Source organism: Saprospiraceae bacterium (assembly GCA_016710235.1).
Taxonomy (GTDB): Bacteria; Bacteroidota; Bacteroidia; order Chitinophagales; family Saprospiraceae; genus Vicinibacter.
This window is the reverse complement of sequence record JADJLG010000001.1, coordinates 3,396,840-3,414,754: the sequence shown is the minus strand read 5'-3', so window position 1 is coordinate 3,414,754 and position 17,915 is coordinate 3,396,840. Positions and strand designations below refer to the sequence as shown.

Below are 17,915 nucleotides of genomic sequence, written 5' to 3'. Positions count from 1 at the left end.
TAACTTTGGTTCTGCGAAAGTAAACAAATATAAAGGAAAAGATTCGAAGGATCTTTTAGATCGCTTCCGATGAAGGAATCATTGAACCAAATCGACCCATTCAGAATAAAACTGGTATTTTTGTCGTTCAACTTCACCTTTGGATCTGATATGATCAAATAGGGCTATATGCTCATATTTGAAGTAGAAAGGGTTGGTGTCGTACTATTCAAATCAAATGGAAAACAATCATATTTTAGAGAATCATAAACCTGTTCCCAAATTTGAGTATAGGGATAGAGATGTGAGTTGGCTTGGATTCAATTACAGAGTTTTGCAGGAGGCAAAAGATCCATTTAATCCTTTGTTGGAGCGTATCCGTTTTCTAGCCATCTATTCCTCTAATCTTGGAGAGTTTTTTCGAATTCGGGTAGCACACCACAGAAACCTTAAAAAGCTAGGTAGGAAGACCAAGAGTAAACTGGAATACGATCCAAATGCTACTCTAAAGTTGCTTTACAAAATTGTAAATCAACAGCTGAATGAGTTTAATAATATTTTCGAGAAGGAAATAATACCTGAACTTCGTCTTCAGCAAATTTACTTACTCAAACAGAATGAACTTAATGCCACGCAAAATAAATTTATTGAAGATTATTTTCAAGAAAATCTATTGCCATTTGTTCAACCTGTTTTGTTGGTTCAAAAAAGGATTCGACCCTTTTTTAATAATTCCGAATTATATCTAACCGTTGTCCTTAAAGCAAAAACCCAACCAGGTGAACTTGAGGAAGGAACGCAATATGCAGTAGTTAAAATTCCCTCAGATCATTTGCCTCGATTTGTGGAACTGCCCTCGATAAAAGGGCGGCATGATGTGATTATATTGGATGATATTGTTAGACATTCATTGAGTTTTTTGTTTCCAGGATATTTTGTTATCGATTCATATTCAATAAAATTAACGCGCGATGCGGAGTTGTACATCGAAGATGAATTCAGTGGAGATCTTTTGGAAAAAATTAAAAAAAGTCTGGTCAAAAGAAACGTAGGTCCTGCATCCCGATTGGTATATGATGATGCAATGCCGAAAGAAATGTTGGAATATTTTCTGGATTTATTGGAAATTAAAAAAATGGATTTGACACCTGAAGGAAGGTACCATAATAATTTTGATTTTTTTAATTTTCCTGATTTCAAAAATAAAAATTTAAAAAATAAAGTATTTAAGCCATTAAAATATAAGGCCTTAATGGGTCAGGGAATTGATTTTTTCCAAAAAATTGCATTTAAAGATCACTTGCTCAACTTTCCATACCATGACTATGAGCCGGTTATTCGTTTTTTTGAAGAAGCTGCAAAGGATACCAATGTTACACAAATTAAAATTACACAATATCGTGTAGCTAAAAAATCGCGCATTATGAATGCGTTGATCGAGGCTGCCCAGCGAGGAGTGAATGTATTTGTATTTATTGAGGTAAAGGCAAGATTTGATGAAGCGGCAAATCTTGCGTGGGGCGAAGAAATGGAAAGGCATGGAGTAAAAGTGAAGTACAGTTTTCCAGGCCTAAAAGTACATGCAAAATGCGCACTCATCAGCAGGAAGATTGATGGTGAACTCAAGCATTATGCTTACTTGAGCACCGGAAATTTTCACGAAATGACTGCAAAAGTTTACAGTGATTATGGTTTGTTTACAGCTGACGAAAGATATACTTCAGAGGTAGTAAGATTGTTTGGATTTTTGGAAAATACAAAGTTGCCTTCTGCAAATTTCAAACACTTGCTCGTAGGCCAGTTTAATATGAATGATGATCTCAGGTCAATGATTGAATTTGAGAAAACAGAAGCTTTGGCAGGCAGGAAAGCTGCCATTTTCCTAAAACTCAATAGTCTTCAGGATCACGAAATAATAGACTTGCTATATGAAGCCGCTGACGCAGGCGTTAAAATCAGACTAATCGTTCGAGGAATATGTTGCATTGTTCCGGGGAAAGAAGGCATGAGTGAAAATATAGATGGTATCAGTATTGTGGACAGGTATTTGGAACATGGTAGATGCTATTGGTTCCACCGGGGAGGTGAGGAGCTACTATACATTTCTTCAGCTGATTGGATGGTAAGGAATCTGCATTTTAGAATTGAGTTGGCATTTCCTTTGTTTGATTCTGAAGTTAAAAAACAAATTATAGATATTCTGGAAATTCAATGGGAGGACAATGTGAAAGCACGCAACATCAACGAGGGCTTCTTTAATCAATACAGGAAGTCTGATACCAAAAGAAAGATTCAATCACAATACGAAACTTACAAATACCTGAAAGAAGCTGATGAAGATAAATGATTGCTCGAATGGCTTACTAAGTGAATTTGGATCTGCAAATATAATCTAAATTTAAATCTAAAAATCGAGGTGAATATTCATTCTAGCATTGTTTAACAATTAGCTATATATATTTAAACTTTCTAAGAGTATTTTATTGGATAGTTAAACAGGACTGTCTTAATAAAACCCAACCTTACATCAGGGTGAAACGCTTGGATTCACCCAGGTATCTATTTCAATTACTATTATTGCATTTTTACTATCTTCTTGGTCATTTGACCTTTGTTCGTTTGGAGCTGAATATAATAAGCACCTGCAGGAATATCGTCTAAATATAATTTTATCTCATTTTCTTTTGCAGTAAATCCACTGGTTTCAAAATGAGATAAACCATTTAAAGTGTTTACTACTTTTATGTCTTGTATAATGAGATCAACATTTGATTTTCTGATCGTAACTTGCCCTTCAGTTGGATTTGGAAAAAACTCCAACTCATATCGAAGTATTGGCTTGTCTATAGATAAAGGATCACAGTAATTAATAAGATCTACAATTCTGACTTTGACATTGCAAAAATCTGAATTTCCTGACCTGTCTTCGACCCAAATTTTTAAGACAGTATCTAATTCAGCTTGATTAGATTTTATCTTTAAATTTTTACAACAAAATTCAGTAGATACGGTCTTTTCTTTTTTATCAAAGTAATATATTAATTCATCTTTGGCTGTGCAATTGTCAAATGAACCTAAATTGAAATCTACTGCCCACAATGTGAGACAACCGCTTGGAGGCATTGGTATTGTAATAGTTTGGCTCTGACAAAATGGAGTAGGATTGATCGAGTCAATCATATTTTGAATGCTAAAGTTTTTGGATTCTACATTCCCACAACCATCCGTTGCTACCACGCTTAATATATGATCACCAACCGGATATTGCCCACTGGCGTCAAATGGATTATTATTATTGATTGCAAATAGGTTTGTCGAAAATTGAGGTTTAATACCATTTTTAAATTCTCTCATAGTCAAAGGCCCAACCCTACAATCTACCGATCCATCATTAAATAAATCGATAGAGTATTCTAATCGAATAAAATCCGGTACTGTGCAATTATCAAGGACGGATAATAGCAAATCAATCTGATGAAATTCCTGTCCGGAAGTTGATATTGAATCAATTTCATGACAAGTACCTATATTAAATTTGCATGTTGGTTTGATTAAGTCCTTTATTGCAATTGTATCCGTAAATTCCCAAATGCCGATTTCAGGTATCTTTGGATTAAATTGGCACCAGTCAATTACCTTCCAATTCCTATACACAACATAACAATAATTGCTATCCGGAAGAGTTTTATATGTATCTTGATAATCAGCAGATAAAAATGTGCAGTCAATGTTGGCTGAGTCAATATTGAAGATGAATTTTACAATACTATCACTGTTTGGTGCACAAGAAGATATGGAATAACTTCTGCCTTGAGGGGTAAAAGAAAACGGGACACAATCAATAACCCAAATTGTTTGGCTGTCAGAGATAGGAGTATTCCCTTTACCATAACTAGTTATTGTTCGAGTTATTTTACCGGTACCGCAAACTCTTTCGTCCTTAACCGTAATATGTGGCAGCATTGCACAATTTCCTGTTACATAACCGTCTAATCCCCATTCTGGCATGTATTTTTTTGTTTTATTGGTGGTATCATAAAGCTGATAATAGTGATCACATGCCATATTGGATACAGGTTTGGGTGAAATGGTCGAATCTATTTTTCCTGGATATCCATTTCTTTTATTGTTTTCGCAAAAAGCTTTACATACTATATCATGTGTGAATACTTTTTCTCTTAAAAATGGATTATTCACAATTTTACCAAATGTTGGATCATTCGCATCCTTTAATTTAGTAATGTCAAATTTAAATTCGCAGCTGACTACGATATCAGGAGGAGCTACTACCTCAGGATCGATGGCATTTACTATCTGAACATTGGTAATGCAGTCTGTGAATTTTCCATATAAATCTCCAGAGCTATCATTCATTCTCTCAGGCAATATCGGACCTTCTCCGGGATCTGTGGTGAAAACTCTGAGTATCATTGTTATCTCTGAAAATATATCATTGCAACATACATAAGTGGAATCGTCAAAATAAATTTGATGCCCCTGAGTGCTACGGTCGTCGTCTTTTAGAAATTCAGTACAGTTACTAAATGCTTGATCAACATTTGAACCATTTTGTGTTTTTTGTAATTGCTCCTGTCTTATTATTTTTTTGTAAAATGTTGTATTACAGGAATCATTAGAAGTGATGGTTATATCATCTGCGGAAATGGATAATCCGTTTATTGATGAATTTAGTAAACCATTTAAACTAAGATTTAAATTCTGTATGCATGAAATTTGACTTGGTCTTGCTACCGTTACTGACAAAACTACCTTTTTAGTAGTTTTATTTCCACAGACATCTTGCGCAATCAGTGAAACTGTATGATAGCCTTTTGGTAAATTTGTGATTGTATATCCAGTGTTTTGGTCCCCGGTGACATTGCCGGTGAAAGATTCAAAAGTATATGTGATTACTTTTGAGCAATCATCCGATAACCCTGGCACTGTCATTTTAATGTATCCTAAACAATTGGAATTACTTTCCTCGACATGAATAGAGTCTGGATAATTGATAGAAGGTCCATGATTATCTTCAACTTCAATGGTTTGTATTTTTTCCCATCTCCCAATACTTGGATTGATCAGGGGATCATATTGGCACCAATCAATGACCAGCCATTTTCTATCAATTTTGAAACAGTAGTCTGATTGAATATTATATAATTCATCAGAAAATGTAATGCTGATCATACTACAATTTGAAGTGTTTTCTACGATCTTAGGTTCACCCAATTCCGGATTGCTCGGTTCAAATGAAGAGATGCAAGAGTGTAAGCGAATTGGTTTTTGGTCGCAAACTCCAGGAGGCCAAACTATGTCACTTTTTAATGTGTCATTGCAGTATTCTTCACTTACATTGTATGGGTCACATTGAACTATCCAAATAAATTGTTGAACGTTTACGGCTCCATCCTGATCAGATACATTAAAATTTCTTATAATGAGGCCCTGGTTGCACTTACGTTGATCAGTAATCGTGATTTTAATTTTAAGAGGTTTTGAGCTGGAAGCTATTCCATCTTTACCCCAGTCAAGAATAAAAATGTTATGAGGATGTAATGGGTCAAACAAAGATTCATAGTAAGAACAAGCTCTGTCTGGAACAGAATTCGACCCACTCATTCCTCCAGGGTAACCAGTGTATTTGTTTGCATGACAGTATTGTTCACAGACGATGTCTTTTGTAACGATAGTCCTTTGATCCGATATATCTAATACTATATTGCCATATGGCGATCCCATATTGGATTTCATCAATTGTAAATCAACGTTTTGTTTACAACTCAATACTATATCAGAAGGGGCAGTTGCAGTAGGAATCGCATTCAAGTATAATGGAAAGAAGCAACTGAAAATAACTATTTTGAATGGAGTGATTTTCATTTATAATAATTTATGGAGGTTAAAATTTATAGTTGTAGCTGAAGTAAATATTTTTGTACTTTACACCTTCTTTAAAGGATGTCTCTTGTTTTGTGATATTATTTAGGGATTTTGAAAATTGGATTCCAGCTTCTATGCTGTACTTCCTTGATAAAGTATAGGATATTCCTATTTCGCCTCCCCAGAATGCGATTCCAATATTGTTATAAGGAGTATTATCGACTTTTTGATAAAAATCTGGAATGGAAGGGTTTATTTTGTATCCATAATACTTGTGAAATATAGAGATTTCTAAGCCTACTCCTATCCTGAGATTAAGTCTTCTTTGTAAGGGAAAACTTGTTTTTACTTGTAAGGGAATGGTCAACATTTTATATTTGTTATAGTAGTTGGCTTTTAGGTTTTCATGCACAATGTAATCAACTTTTCCTCTGTATTCTTTAATCAATCCACTTGAGTATTCTTCAATTCTAACCACCGCATTTGTGTCTTGCAAGTTTAATTGTCTTTGAATGTTAATATGGGTGTTATTTGTGGATTGACTGAATTTTAAACCTGAGATTAATTCCGCATGCTTGGAGAAAGAATAGGAGATCATTCCCTGGAAACCTATGTTTTCGAGTTCCTTTTCAAAATCTTTTCTGATGGCTATGGATAGATCCTCATTATTACCCTGAATATTCCTTTCTGCTCTACCTATAAAAGTTCCAATAAAATAACTAAATTTTTCGTAGTGCTTTTTGTGATTGACTTGCCTAAGTCTGGGTTGTTCTTTTGGCGTGGGAACATCCATTTCGAAACTTGGGCAATTGATTTGGGCTGATAATAGAGATGGTATGGTGTTAGGTTGATTTTTCTTTATTTCATATCGTGTTTTTGTTTCTACAAAACTAGGATTGGATGGCTCACTGTAAGGATTATTTTCAGGTTCTTTTGTCGTCTTGTTTGTGTCTGTTGAGTTGTATCCAAGCTGAATTTGATTCAAATTACTTCTTAAATCGTTTGAAATCTTTTTACCTGATTTTTCTGAGGCTAATTTTTGCAATTTATGGTTTTGTACTTTCGAATCCATTGAATGGTAATATGGCAGTGGTGATGAGTATTGTGATATTAAGTAATTAGAATGATCCGATTGATGATTATTCATATATGAGACATCGCTTAAGTTTAAGCCGCCATTATGGTAGTTGTATAATGCAAATCCAATACATATTGGTAGGAGGATCCAGAATATGTTTTGTCTTTTTCTTTTTCTAATTTTCATCCATATTATATCCAGTTGTTCTTCTTTGTCATAATGGACGTCTCTTTCGTTTGGGATAGGCCACATATTATTTTTATCGTGTGATTTCATTTATTTTCATTTTGTATTAGATCGGATAAAAATTTCTTAGCTTTATAAAATTGAGATTTAGATGTATTTTCACTTATATTTAAATGCTCAGCTATCATTTTATGGGTCCAATTGTGATATACAAATAGCTCCAAGACTGCTTTGTAACCATTTGGAAGTTGTTGGATGTAATCTTCTAAATTTGCATCATGAAGGAATGACGGAGACTCTGAATCATCATTTAGCATCTCGGGGATGTTTTCAAGGATTTCCAGAGGTACTTTCCTTTTTTGTTTTCTGAGTTCAGAGATGATAAAGTTTTTGCAAAAAATAAAAAACCAATTTTCAAAATCCCCTTTATCTTGCTTGAATGTATCATATTTATAATACAATGCTACAAAACACTCTTGCATTGCATCTTTGGCGTTTTCCTCATTTTGAAAATACTGAAGACACAATGCATAAACTCTTTTGTTGTAGTCATTGAATATTTGGTTAAAATGTTTGTGGTTGATTTTCATTTTTACTGCAGCATGCCTGAAAAAGCAAATGAAACCTGGTCTGAAAGATTGCCATTTTCATCCGATATAGAGCAGTCGGCTATTTTCAATTCGATTCGTTTCCCAGATATAAGATTAGTAGGTGCTGTTACAGCTCCATATTTTTGCAATTGAAAGAATTTGGTACCCCTGACTAAAGTAGTAAATTGAATTTTTTCATCGAAGAAATTATTTTTATAAGAGTAAGACATTTGATAAATTGACCCAGTAGATTTGTCTGTTGAAACGAACTGAAGTGTTTTGCTCAATCCATTGTATTCTAGTGTAATTACACAATTGTCAATCTTTTTCACAGCCCGATTGGAAAACTCTAGATAAACGCTTCCTGATTGACATTGAAATGCTTGTCTTGAATATAGGGATTCATTAATGCGGAAAGACTCCAGTGAGGATTCTGTATTCCCATCCAAGCATTTGAGTAATTTGAGTTCTAAGGAGCTGCATGGTATATAAGCTATTCCAAATTTTCCGGAACTATCGCTCAAAGCATAGAAGAGCAAGTCATTCGAGATGTCCATCACATATGCTTCAGGCACGGCAGAATTGTAGCAATCAATAACTTTTCCGGAAATGAAGTACCATTTTGTACCATTTAAATTAATTTTAAGTATGTTATTTTTTAAATGGTTGGTTTGTATTTCCTGAGTATAAATTGTGGATTGATTGCAATCCTTTATTTTTAGGTGATATGTCATATCGGAGGCTAATGTGGTGGCCCATTCTCCTTTGTCGTTCCAGTCAATTGTTTTGATTAGACTATTGTTATTTGAATATATAAATATTTTTCCGGTTGGAAGAAAGGAGTCATTAATTTGATCGATTGATCCACTAATATTAGTTTTAGGATGTAGGCTTGCACACGAATAAGTACCGGAATGCATGATGCGGCATGCAGCTTTATTATTTTCTATAATCGCGTTATTGTAAAATTCCCAATAATTGCTTTTTTCATTATACTTGAAAACAGAAATACTGTCTAGAGGAATATTTTCATCAATTCCATAGAGGCTTGTATTCACTTCAATCGGAATATTGCATTTCAAGGAGGTTTGATTGATATCAAGGAAATTAATGTTGAGCAGTTGGTGAATGTGCAAAGTCGATTCAGTTTCGTTCGAATCTATTGTCATATAATCAGAAGGGAATGATTCGGATGAAAAATGCTTAGTCAGGTCAAAATCAAAGTATTCGACATAGAAATTCAAACTATACTTTTGGCCGTTTGACGAGAGAAAGGAGTTAGGATGAATATACACTTCTGAATTTGCATTGGTGAGAAATCTTGCATTTGAAGACGCTGATAGCCGGATTGTATGTTTAGGTCTCATGACCAGAGAATGGATTTGGTGACCGCTTTCATAAGGTTTTTCAGCATAATAGGAATTGAAATATCCAGGACAAGTAATCTTAAAAGCCAATCTCTCCTTATCAAATTTTTCTTTAACGGTATGCATCCCCCATTGGTCTCCAAGGAATTCATGATCACCAATAATTATTTTAGCATTATTCAGTATTTTAGATTCACCGAGGGCTCTGACATATATAGTCTTTTCTGAGTAAACTTTTGGTTTAGGTTTATCCTCCTTTCTTGTCAATTGGAAGTCATCTTGCCTGCATCGAACGAAAATTAGAAGTAACGGTAGGATTATGGAGTATTTCATATGATAAGCATACTTTCTATTTGAATACGCTTCGTGGTATAATTAGTTGCCTGAATATTAAAGGAAAATAAAAAAGAGCTTCGAGTTGAGCTAGTAGCATAATAGATACCAATTGAGTATTTCTATACTTCTATAGATGGGAATAAATTATTCAATGATTACAATGAAGTAAGATATTTTCGCATTTAAGACATTGTAATTGAATACTATATATATGGCAATATTATCTTATATGAATGTTATGTATATCTTTTTTAAGGATCTAAGCCATTTGATGGCTTGGTGCAATTTGTCATTAGTTTCATAATTAGCTGTGTGGGATTTATTGATTCCTCTTACCGTTATTTAGAAAACCTGTAGAATAAGTAATATATTGTATTCAAGGTACATTCATTGTCAACAGTGATTGCTTAGTTTGATTAGTGATGTGAATATAGAGGAAATTTATCTTTTTTCTTTGTGCTTCAAAATAGAAAGCTCCAGCAACAAATCAATGAGTACTTTTATAGGTGAGCTTAATATAGTGAAATGATCGATTCTCGCAAAATTATAATCCTTTACTGTCCTGTGCCTGATGAAGAAATTGCTGTGAAGCTTGGAAGTAAACTTGTACACCTCAAGTTAGCTGCATGTACACAATATTGGCCTGCCACCTCTCAATTTTTCTGGGAGGGGCAAGCTCAGAAAGAAGGGGAGTTCATCTTGTGGGTTAAGACATTTGTTGAGCTAGGAGAGCTAGCTCAAAATTTTTTGACTGAAAATCATCCTTACCGTACAGCTTGTATCTTGACTCTTCATGCAACCGTTAACGAAGCGTACTACAGTTGGATGAAAACTGAATTGGGAGAGTAAACGCAATTAGAAAATTTTGAGAATACTAGAAGAAACGAAAGTACACTTAGTTTGAGCAGCAACACGGAGTGAAAGTGAACAAACGATATTTCTCAAGAGTCATGGTACCCGGGGCGGGACTTGAACCCGCACGGCCATTTCTGGCCACAGGATTTTAAGTCCTGCGTGTCTACCAATTCCACCACCTGGGCAAAACTTCTGAACCTTTGGTCAGTAGTTGAAGCGTATATTTTGGTTCAAATAACTAAGCAAAGTGCGCTTCTGAGGCGCAAATATAGATATAGTTGGCATATATCTATGTTTGATATCTATCAAAATTTTGGATGAAGTTAATGCAAGACTCAAAATATAACAAAATGAATAAGTACAACCGGCTGAAGGAAACTGTATTAACTCCAAATGATTCAAATACGATTAAATGAACCTCATCTTTGTAGATGCGCTGGTATCTAAAATTGATACAACTGCTGTAATAAACAAAAATAAAGATGTGATGAATTGCTCTTCAAATGAAGAGCGGGAGACGAGACTCGAACCCGCGACCCCGACCTTGGCAAGGTCGTGCTCTACCAACTGAGCTACTCCCGCAATTGAAAGGTGAATCAGATGGATCCATTCTGCTTTAAAGCATAAAGTCACCTGATGCGCTTTTAAAAATTTGTCAAGTTTTTCCGGAAATAAATCCGTCGAAATCTCGTTTGATTTCCAAAAGGACTGCAAATATAAACTCCGCGGTCAATTGAAAAAGAATTTTTAAAAGAAAAAATTATATGTCCCGGCCCTTGATTGAATTTGCATATGCGGTGAACGACCTGTAGCTTCATTTGTTTGCAAATATCATCCTGAAATATCAATTGGCACTAAATGTGTTCGTTAACCAGCATTGATTCAAAATATCTTATATTTATATATAAACAATATTCTTAATATATCTTAGTTTTGTCGCTTGATGAGTAAAATGGGTCGCGTATTGGTTGCAATGAGTGGTGGCATAGACAGCACTGTGGCTGCATTGATGTTACACGAGCAAGGATATGAAGTCATCGGAGTGACTATGAAGACTTGGGATTATAACCATACTGTTTCAACCAACGGGAAAGAAACCGGTTGCTGCTCACTGGACTCATTACAGGATGCTCGATCCTTGGCAGTCAAAATGGGCTTTCACCACTTTATTCTAGACATTCGAGAAGAATTTGGAGATTCTGTGATTGAGAATTTCGTGGAAGAATATTTGGCAGGACGAACACCTAATCCTTGTGTACTTTGCAATACACATATCAAATGGAGTGCCCTTCTTAAAAGAGCGGATGCACTCGATTGTCACTATATCGCCACGGGTCATTATGCCAGGACAAATCATGATGGCGGAAGGCATTGGATCTCCAAAGCTAGGGACTTGAACAAAGACCAATCCTACGTTTTGTGGGGATTGTCTCAAGATAGTCTTGCGCGAAGCTTATACCCCTTGGCAGAATGGGAAAAACCTCAGGTCAGAGAATTTGCCCGTGAGAGAGGCTTTGAAAGTCTCTCCAAGAAAGCTGAAAGTTATGAAATCTGTTTTGTGCCGGACAATGATTACCGGTCTTTTATACGGTATAAAGAACCTGACTTGTCTGATAGCTTAAAAGGTGGCCCATTTGTAGATCAGACCGGGAAGGTAGTTGGCAAGCACGAAGGTTACCCATTTTATACTATAGGTCAGCGAAAGGGTTTGGGATTGGCTTTTGGCAAACCCATGTTTGTCACACATATAGACCCTTTAACTAACACTGTTTATCTGGGTGAAGAATCCGACCTGGAAAAAGATGAATTGCTCATTTCAACCGCTAACTTTCAAAAATGGGACAAAGTGGTTCCCGATAAGGAAGTGGTGTTAAAAATCAGATACAAGGACATCGGACACTCTGCATTTTTGACCGAAAATTCTGAGGGTATTCATGCTCATTTTAAAACTTTGGTCAAGGGAGTGGCTCCAGGCCAGTCGGCTGTCGTATATGAAGGTGATGACCTTGTCCTTGGAGGTATCATTCAACGTTCAGCATATTCTTTACAAACTCAAACCAAGCCATTACATGAAGAGAATTTTATCCATTAGTGCAGCTATCAGCTTGACCATTTTTTTTGCATGTGAGAAAAAAACGGAGCCGGTTGATTTGGAAAAATATGGTCTTGAATATTATCCAGTCGAAATTGGAAAATATTGGGAGTACTCAGTAGATTCCCTTTTGTATGGACCTGTTGGACATACAGGGGTTGATAGCACTACCAGTTATCTGCGGGAGGAGATTGTCGATACTTTCAGGAATGACAAAAATGAACTCGTATATCGATTGGACGTTTTTGCAAGAAGCTCTGATACACTCGGTTGGGATTTAATCAATAGTTCATTCATTCGTAAAGACAACTCCAGTTTGATTAAAACAGAGAATGGTCTTCATTTTATCAAGCTAACCTTTCCTGTAACAAGGTACTCGAACTGGAATGGTAATGTTTTGATACATTGGAAAAGTGCAATCGTGATTAAAGGTGAGGAAATCGCAGCTTTTGACAACTGGAATTATATTTATGAAAGTCTGTCTGACAAGCTTGATATTGGACCGAAGCATTGGGATGATGTCCTGACTGTCAATGAAGCTGATTATACCGCATTTGACAATAAACGATACTCAGTAGCACAATACGTGAAGAATGTGGGTCCGGTGTATCGTGAACAGTGGTTTTTGGATACTCAGATCTACGATGAACGATTGACTTGGAGGGAGAAAGCTCAAAAAGGTATGATCCTCAGGATGAAACTCATACAACATAACTGATCTTTTGGAAACCGGGGATTTGCACCAGATAGAGTTATTGCCCTGTGGTACTACCGGCAAAACACAAGGAATACGGGGGGACTTGTTTTTCTTTCCAGTCGCTGCCTTGCAAGATCAATTCAGCAAAATGAATTGGATGTTTTTTGAAATCAAAGGGAATAAGGTCCCGTTTAGAATCTCCAAGTTTGAAGATTCTGAACCACCTGTGGTTCATCTTGAGGGAGTGGATACTCCTGAAACTGCAAAAGCACTTTCAAACCGCCAAGTATGGGTTGACGTTTATCATCTTCCGGAAAAGGCCTTAGGGATGATGAAAAAGACCAATGAACTGTCTGAATTGCAAAATTTTGTTATTTTTTCAGAAGACCATCAAAGTATTGCTAAGATTATCCGAACTCTCGAATATCCATCTCAACTTATGGCTGAAGTGGAGAGAGATGGTGTGGTTTTCTTGATTCCACTTCATGAGGACTTTATACAAGACATCAATATTTCTCAAAAAACGATTGTAATGAACCTGCCTTTCGGATTAATTCCTGCAGGTAATGCAACTTCTGCCGAAGAATCTGAATGAGTTCTATGGCTTTGGACATTGAACAGAGTCCTTGCCTTTACTCATAATCAGTTGATTCATTATTAGTTATCGCTAAAGATCAAAATACAAACGATTAAAAGTTTTTTGGACTTCCCAGAACTTTGGGATCAGTTCAGTATGGTCAAGAAAGGGAAAAGGTATTTTGCTTTTATTACCTTACACTTCAAGCAAAGAAAAAAACAGTTGCTTTACCTTTTCATGAGAAAAATTCGATAAAATTGCACTCTTAACTTATCCCGGCAATACATGCTCATAGGAATAACAGGAGGTAGCGGATCTGGAAAAACCAGCTTTATCAATCACTTGCGTGAGCAGTTCTCAGAAAATGAACTAGGATTGCTCTCCATGGATAACTATTACAAACAGAGGCATGAACAGCAGAAAGATCCGCAGGGAGAGTACAACTATGATACACCTGATTCTTTTATCATAGATGATTTTATTGAAGATCTCAGGAAATTAAAACGCCACGAAGAGGTCAGGAGAAAGGAGTATACTTTCAATAATGATACAAAGGCTGCGGGTATTGTGATTACACCGCCTGCTCATGCACATTATAGAGGGTTTGTTTTTAGTTCATGATCAAAGAATAAGGCAGTTGTTGGATCTGACCATACTAATCCAAGCTAAAGAAGAGTTGAAAATCATTCGCCGTATCCTCCGTGACCAAAAAGAACGGAATTATCCTATGGATGATGTACTTTATAAATACCAGCATCATGTTGGCCCGGCATTTGACAAGTACATCAGACCGCACATTGCCGATCTGGACCTCATCATTAACAATAATAGCTCTTATAGCAAAGCACTGGATGTCATAGCGGCATATGTGAGAGAGCAATGTAAAGGAACATAAAACTTTGGCTTGATGATGAGCTGCAGATGCACCTAAGTTGCTAATAATTAAACCAATAAGTATTAAATAAAAATTTATTTGAATTATCTTGAGCGATGTCAGCGATTATCTATATTTTTATGAAATTATTTAATAATAAGAGCCTTAAACAGGGAGTCCTATATAAAATAACAATCAAATTGAAGCCAGTTACATTCGAAATTATTTAATTTACTTTAATAAACAACTTTATGAAAAATTCAATCGTGTTTTTATTGTTTACCTTAATTGCATTGACCTCTTGTGAGAAAGATTGCTCGTCACCGGTAGTGCAAGACAATGAAGCTTTATTGACTAAACCTAAAGGTTGGAAATTTATTACGGCCAGGTCAATACTAAATGGTGTGCCCTATTATTATGAAAGAGGATCGCAACCACAAGATTTTGATGGCTGGACATTTACTTTTTACCCAAATCACACGGAGTTTTGAAGACAACTACCGGAATCAGAGACTTTACTTATAATTGGTTGGATCCAGAAAAACTAAATTTTCATATACTACCCAACAGCCTGATGTTTTGAATGCAATTTGGGAAAATTTAAATGTAAGTGAGACTAAGTTGTCATACACCGAATATATAAATTCACCATCTAGAATAAGCATGTCAACAATGAATTTGATTCCAATTGAATAATAGATTTAATCAGTAAAGATTTGGGAATTCTTATTGGTGCTAGCACTATTTTATTATCCGAGTAAACAATTAAGGGATTAATTCAAGCCAGATAAATTTCGCTGATTTTAAAATTTTTATCAAGAGGTTGTTGGAGAGAATTATAAAGCTGAAAAAAATTTGTAGGTTAATTTCTATGAAAGTTAAATTTCGGTAATATTTGGACTCTGATTTTAAATTTTGTAAGGTAAATATGGTCAAATTTTATTAATAATATTGATTGTGGGCTTAAATAATTAGGAATTTGAAATTTAGTTTTTATTGGCTTGAATATTTTTTAATTGCTTATTCTCTATGGATTGGTAACTAATTAATTATTAAATTCAAATAATAGTTGGTTTTTTTGACCTTTAATTGATTTGATTTTTATGACCTCTTTGTCATACTTGGATGGTTTAAAATGTGTATAGCAATCAAATAGTTTGTTTTTGTGAGAAGAGAATTGCATATTTAAGAAGCAGAATTCGGTTTAATTAAAAAGTTATAACGTAATATTAATCATTATGAAAAATCATAAATATTTACTCGGAATATTCTGTGTATTTTTGTTTGCGGATGCTGTTATGGCCCAAACTATTGAAGCTGTTTTCTCGGAGACAAATGTAAATTATGTCAACAGGTCCAGTGCTGTAAATAGCAAGGGCTATTTTTATTCTGTTTTTTCCGTTGGTGATCGGGTATCCATTTTTGAAACTGGTAATTCAAACCGCATTTCTCGAATAAAGAGCATTAAGACTCAATATGATGTCATCACCAGGGATATTTGTATTGACGCTAACGATAATATTTATATTTCGGGTTACTTATCAGGCGCTAGTAGAATTTGGGTGATTAAATTAGATAAAGACTTAAATGTATTGTGGTCTAATTTTTATGGAAATAATGTAAATTATTATGTTGGGGGGATGAGTGTAAATAGTGATGAGATCATTAATATAGTAGGTATTGATAAGTTTCCAAGTGCAGAACAAGTTTCTTTTTCTTTGCTGATTGGGAAGGATGGATCAACTATTAAGTATGAAAAATTTGCTGTAGATGCTACTGAATATGAAGCACTTTATTCTTCGATTCCTGTAGAGAATTCTGGGTTTATTCTAATAGGGACTGGAGGCATTTATAATACAAACAGATACCCGCTTTGGATTACCAGAATTGATGTACTTGGTAATATTATCTGGAGTAAGTTTTGGATACAGAGTGAAACAGATTTTGATAGGGGAATTTTCCCGGCTTCTATAGTAAAATATAATGATCGGGAGTTTGTAGTTTTCGGGAGAAAGGGTGATGATAGAAATGGGACTAATTCAAATCCTAAAGAGATAAATACAATACTGTTTAAAATTGACCTGGATGGCAATATTTTAACATTCAAGGAATTCAAAAGTCAACCAAATATTTTCAATTATTCATTTGGGGGCGCTTATGATGGAAATAATTATTATTTTGCCGGTAGTAATGGATTGCTGGGAAATGGTGCTTTTGTTGCAAAACTTGACCAGCAATTTAATGTTATATCTGCTAGGGCAGACGATCGGTTTGGGCTTTTGTTTACTGATGTGGAAACAAATAGTTCAAGGGCTTATTTTTCAGGAATCAAAAGAAATCAGTTTGGTAATTGCCAGAATTGGTATCTTAATTCGGATAAGAATTTTGATAAGTGGTGTGAGTTTAAGGATATCAACCTTACATCATTTGATTACTCACCTGTTCCTATGAACTTTGGAATCAAAAAGAGCAATGGCAGTACAACCGAACCTTTTATTATCCTTGCCAATGAAGAGTATTGTATTCAAGTGAATGAGGAAACAGTATGTCCATTGACTGGTTTACCATATGTAACTCAAGAAATAATGATTGGCCAGGGGCAGAAATCAAGCATTTCAGGACTTGACTCGGCTTATTGTAATGAGGATAATCTAATTCCATTGGTAGGTAAAGGATCGCCTTTAGGAGGTAAGTTCTTTCTAAATGGTGTGGAAGTGAATTCAATTAATCCCGGTTTATTATCACCAAATACAAAATATGTTTTAAAATACTATGCAAAAAATGCGGGTGAATGTTCTGATACAGCTTATCATAGTTTTACTGTCTATCCAAAACCGGAATTCCAAATTAAAGCTTCAAATGCCTGTGTGGGGGAGAGGTTGACCGTCAGTGTTGACCCAACGGGCTCAGGAAATTCATTCAATTGGGATTTTGGTGGGGCAAGAATCATATCTGGCAGTGGAGAAGGCCCTTATCAGGTTATTTTTGATTCACCGGGTACCAAAACAATAAAAGCTACAGAAAATTCTTTATTTTGTGGGTCATTAGAAAAAACTTTTCCATTGACAATTTCACAGGTATTGATCAAAACTTCCAATGACACCACTATTATTCAAGGATCTTTTGTTGATATGTCAGTAGCCCCTTTGAATGGTGCAAAACATAGTTTTAGCTGGTCACCAAATGTGGAACTTTCCTGCAATGATTGTCCAAATCCAAGAGCAACACCTAAGCGAACTACAAAGTATACTGTCACTGTTACCGACCTGGATACAGGGTGTAAGGCAACGGGTTGCATAACCATCAGGACATCATGTTGTAAATAGTGTTTTAATAATACCAGAAAAAGCTATGCTGATTCATATATAATTTAATTTTATATAATTTACTATCTTTGCACA

At 35.2% G+C, this 17,915-nt stretch carries 11 protein-coding genes, 2 tRNA genes and 1 pseudogene; 8 read left to right on the top strand and 6 right to left on the bottom strand.

The features are described from left to right. The first annotated feature begins 217 nt into the window (after nucleotides 1-217). Entirely contained in the window at nucleotides 218-2,326 is a 2,109-nt protein-coding gene (ppk1, locus tag IPI99_13585; GenBank protein ID MBK7341534.1) for a polyphosphate kinase 1, read from the top strand. Nucleotides 2,327-2,553: 227 nt separating this feature from the next. Here ppk1 and IPI99_13580 read toward each other — a convergent pair whose 3' ends face one another. The 4 genes from IPI99_13580 to IPI99_13565 are packed head-to-tail and all read right to left on the bottom strand — an operon-like array spanning nucleotide 2,554 to nucleotide 9,416. Further along, the gene (locus tag IPI99_13580; protein ID MBK7341533.1) at nucleotides 2,554-5,862 is read right to left on the bottom strand and encodes a T9SS type A sorting domain-containing protein; all 3,309 of its coding nucleotides are present in this window, start codon (nucleotides 5,860-5,862) and stop codon (nucleotides 2,554-2,556) included. A gap of 19 nt (nucleotides 5,863-5,881) precedes the next feature. Beyond that, complete coding sequence (locus IPI99_13575; GenBank protein MBK7341532.1) at nucleotides 5,882-7,216, bottom strand: hypothetical protein; 1,335 nt, start codon at nucleotides 7,214-7,216, stop codon at nucleotides 5,882-5,884. Further along, nucleotides 7,213-7,716 carry a sigma-70 family RNA polymerase sigma factor gene (locus tag IPI99_13570; protein ID MBK7341531.1) on the bottom strand — a complete coding sequence of 168 codons (504 nt, stop codon included), beginning with the start codon at nucleotides 7,714-7,716 and terminating at the stop codon, nucleotides 7,213-7,215. Before IPI99_13570 ends, IPI99_13575 begins: the two co-directional genes overlap by 4 nt. A 2-nt stretch (nucleotides 7,717-7,718) precedes the next feature. After that, nucleotides 7,719-9,416 carry a hypothetical protein gene (locus IPI99_13565; protein ID MBK7341530.1) on the bottom strand — a complete coding sequence of 566 codons (1,698 nt, stop codon included), beginning with the start codon at nucleotides 9,414-9,416 and terminating at the stop codon, nucleotides 7,719-7,721. A 528-nt stretch (nucleotides 9,417-9,944) separates the two neighbouring features. Between IPI99_13565 and IPI99_13560 the strand changes: the two genes are divergently transcribed. Continuing rightward, nucleotides 9,945-10,268, top strand: a complete 324-nt coding sequence (locus tag IPI99_13560; protein MBK7341529.1) for a divalent-cation tolerance protein CutA — start codon at nucleotides 9,945-9,947, stop codon at nucleotides 10,266-10,268. 102 nt (nucleotides 10,269-10,370) lie between these two features. Here the strand turns inward: IPI99_13560 and IPI99_13555 are convergent. Both IPI99_13555 and IPI99_13550 read right to left on the bottom strand, forming a co-directional pair. After that, nucleotides 10,371-10,459: transfer RNA gene (locus tag IPI99_13555), tRNA-Leu, on the bottom strand. A gap of 324 nt (nucleotides 10,460-10,783) precedes the next feature. Beyond that, nucleotides 10,784-10,856 (bottom strand) — tRNA-Gly (locus tag IPI99_13550). Between the two features lie 361 nt (nucleotides 10,857-11,217). On the opposite strand from IPI99_13550, the gene mnmA reads away from it, so the two are divergent. From mnmA to IPI99_13520, 6 genes and pseudogenes are all read left to right on the top strand, one after another. After that, nucleotides 11,218-12,366, top strand: coding sequence for a tRNA 2-thiouridine(34) synthase MnmA (mnmA, locus tag IPI99_13545; protein ID MBK7341528.1), 1,149 nt, complete (start codon nucleotides 11,218-11,220; stop codon nucleotides 12,364-12,366). Further along, nucleotides 12,344-13,084: a hypothetical protein gene (locus tag IPI99_13540; GenBank protein MBK7341527.1), complete on the top strand. Its 741-nt coding sequence runs from the start codon at nucleotides 12,344-12,346 to the stop codon at nucleotides 13,082-13,084. Before mnmA ends, IPI99_13540 begins: the two co-directional genes overlap by 23 nt. 19 nt (nucleotides 13,085-13,103) lie before the next feature. Next, on the top strand, nucleotides 13,104-13,658 hold the full coding sequence (locus IPI99_13535; GenBank protein ID MBK7341526.1) for a hypothetical protein: 555 nt from the start codon (nucleotides 13,104-13,106) through the stop codon (nucleotides 13,656-13,658). Nucleotides 13,659-13,925: 267 nt separating this feature from the next. Continuing rightward, nucleotides 13,926-14,535 (top strand): annotated as a pseudogene (locus IPI99_13530) (uridine kinase). A gap of 230 nt (nucleotides 14,536-14,765) precedes the next feature. Continuing rightward, on the top strand, nucleotides 14,766-15,005 hold the full coding sequence (locus IPI99_13525) for a hypothetical protein (protein MBK7341525.1): 240 nt from the start codon (nucleotides 14,766-14,768) through the stop codon (nucleotides 15,003-15,005). 747 nt (nucleotides 15,006-15,752) lie between these two features. Next, nucleotides 15,753-17,840 carry a hypothetical protein gene (locus tag IPI99_13520; protein MBK7341524.1) on the top strand — a complete coding sequence of 696 codons (2,088 nt, stop codon included), beginning with the start codon at nucleotides 15,753-15,755 and terminating at the stop codon, nucleotides 17,838-17,840. Nucleotides 17,841-17,915 lie beyond the last annotated feature (75 nt).

Coding starts and splice junctions, on each gene's coding strand:
- ppk1 (MBK7341534.1), top strand. CDS start 218: ATGGAAAACAATCATATTTTAGAGAATCATAAACCTGTTCCCAAATTT.
- IPI99_13580 (MBK7341533.1), bottom strand. CDS start 5,862: ATGAAAATCACTCCATTCAAAATAGTTATTTTCAGTTGCTTCTTTCCA.
- IPI99_13575 (MBK7341532.1), bottom strand. CDS start 7,216: ATGAAATCACACGATAAAAATAATATGTGGCCTATCCCAAACGAAAGA.
- IPI99_13570 (MBK7341531.1), bottom strand. CDS start 7,716: ATGAAAATCAACCACAAACATTTTAACCAAATATTCAATGACTACAAC.
- IPI99_13565 (MBK7341530.1), bottom strand. CDS start 9,416: ATGAAATACTCCATAATCCTACCGTTACTTCTAATTTTCGTTCGATGC.
- IPI99_13560 (MBK7341529.1), top strand. CDS start 9,945: ATGATCGATTCTCGCAAAATTATAATCCTTTACTGTCCTGTGCCTGAT.
- mnmA (MBK7341528.1), top strand. CDS start 11,218: ATGAGTAAAATGGGTCGCGTATTGGTTGCAATGAGTGGTGGCATAGAC.
- IPI99_13540 (MBK7341527.1), top strand. CDS start 12,344: ATGAAGAGAATTTTATCCATTAGTGCAGCTATCAGCTTGACCATTTTT.
- IPI99_13525 (MBK7341525.1), top strand. CDS start 14,766: ATGAAAAATTCAATCGTGTTTTTATTGTTTACCTTAATTGCATTGACC.
- IPI99_13520 (MBK7341524.1), top strand. CDS start 15,753: ATGAAAAATCATAAATATTTACTCGGAATATTCTGTGTATTTTTGTTT.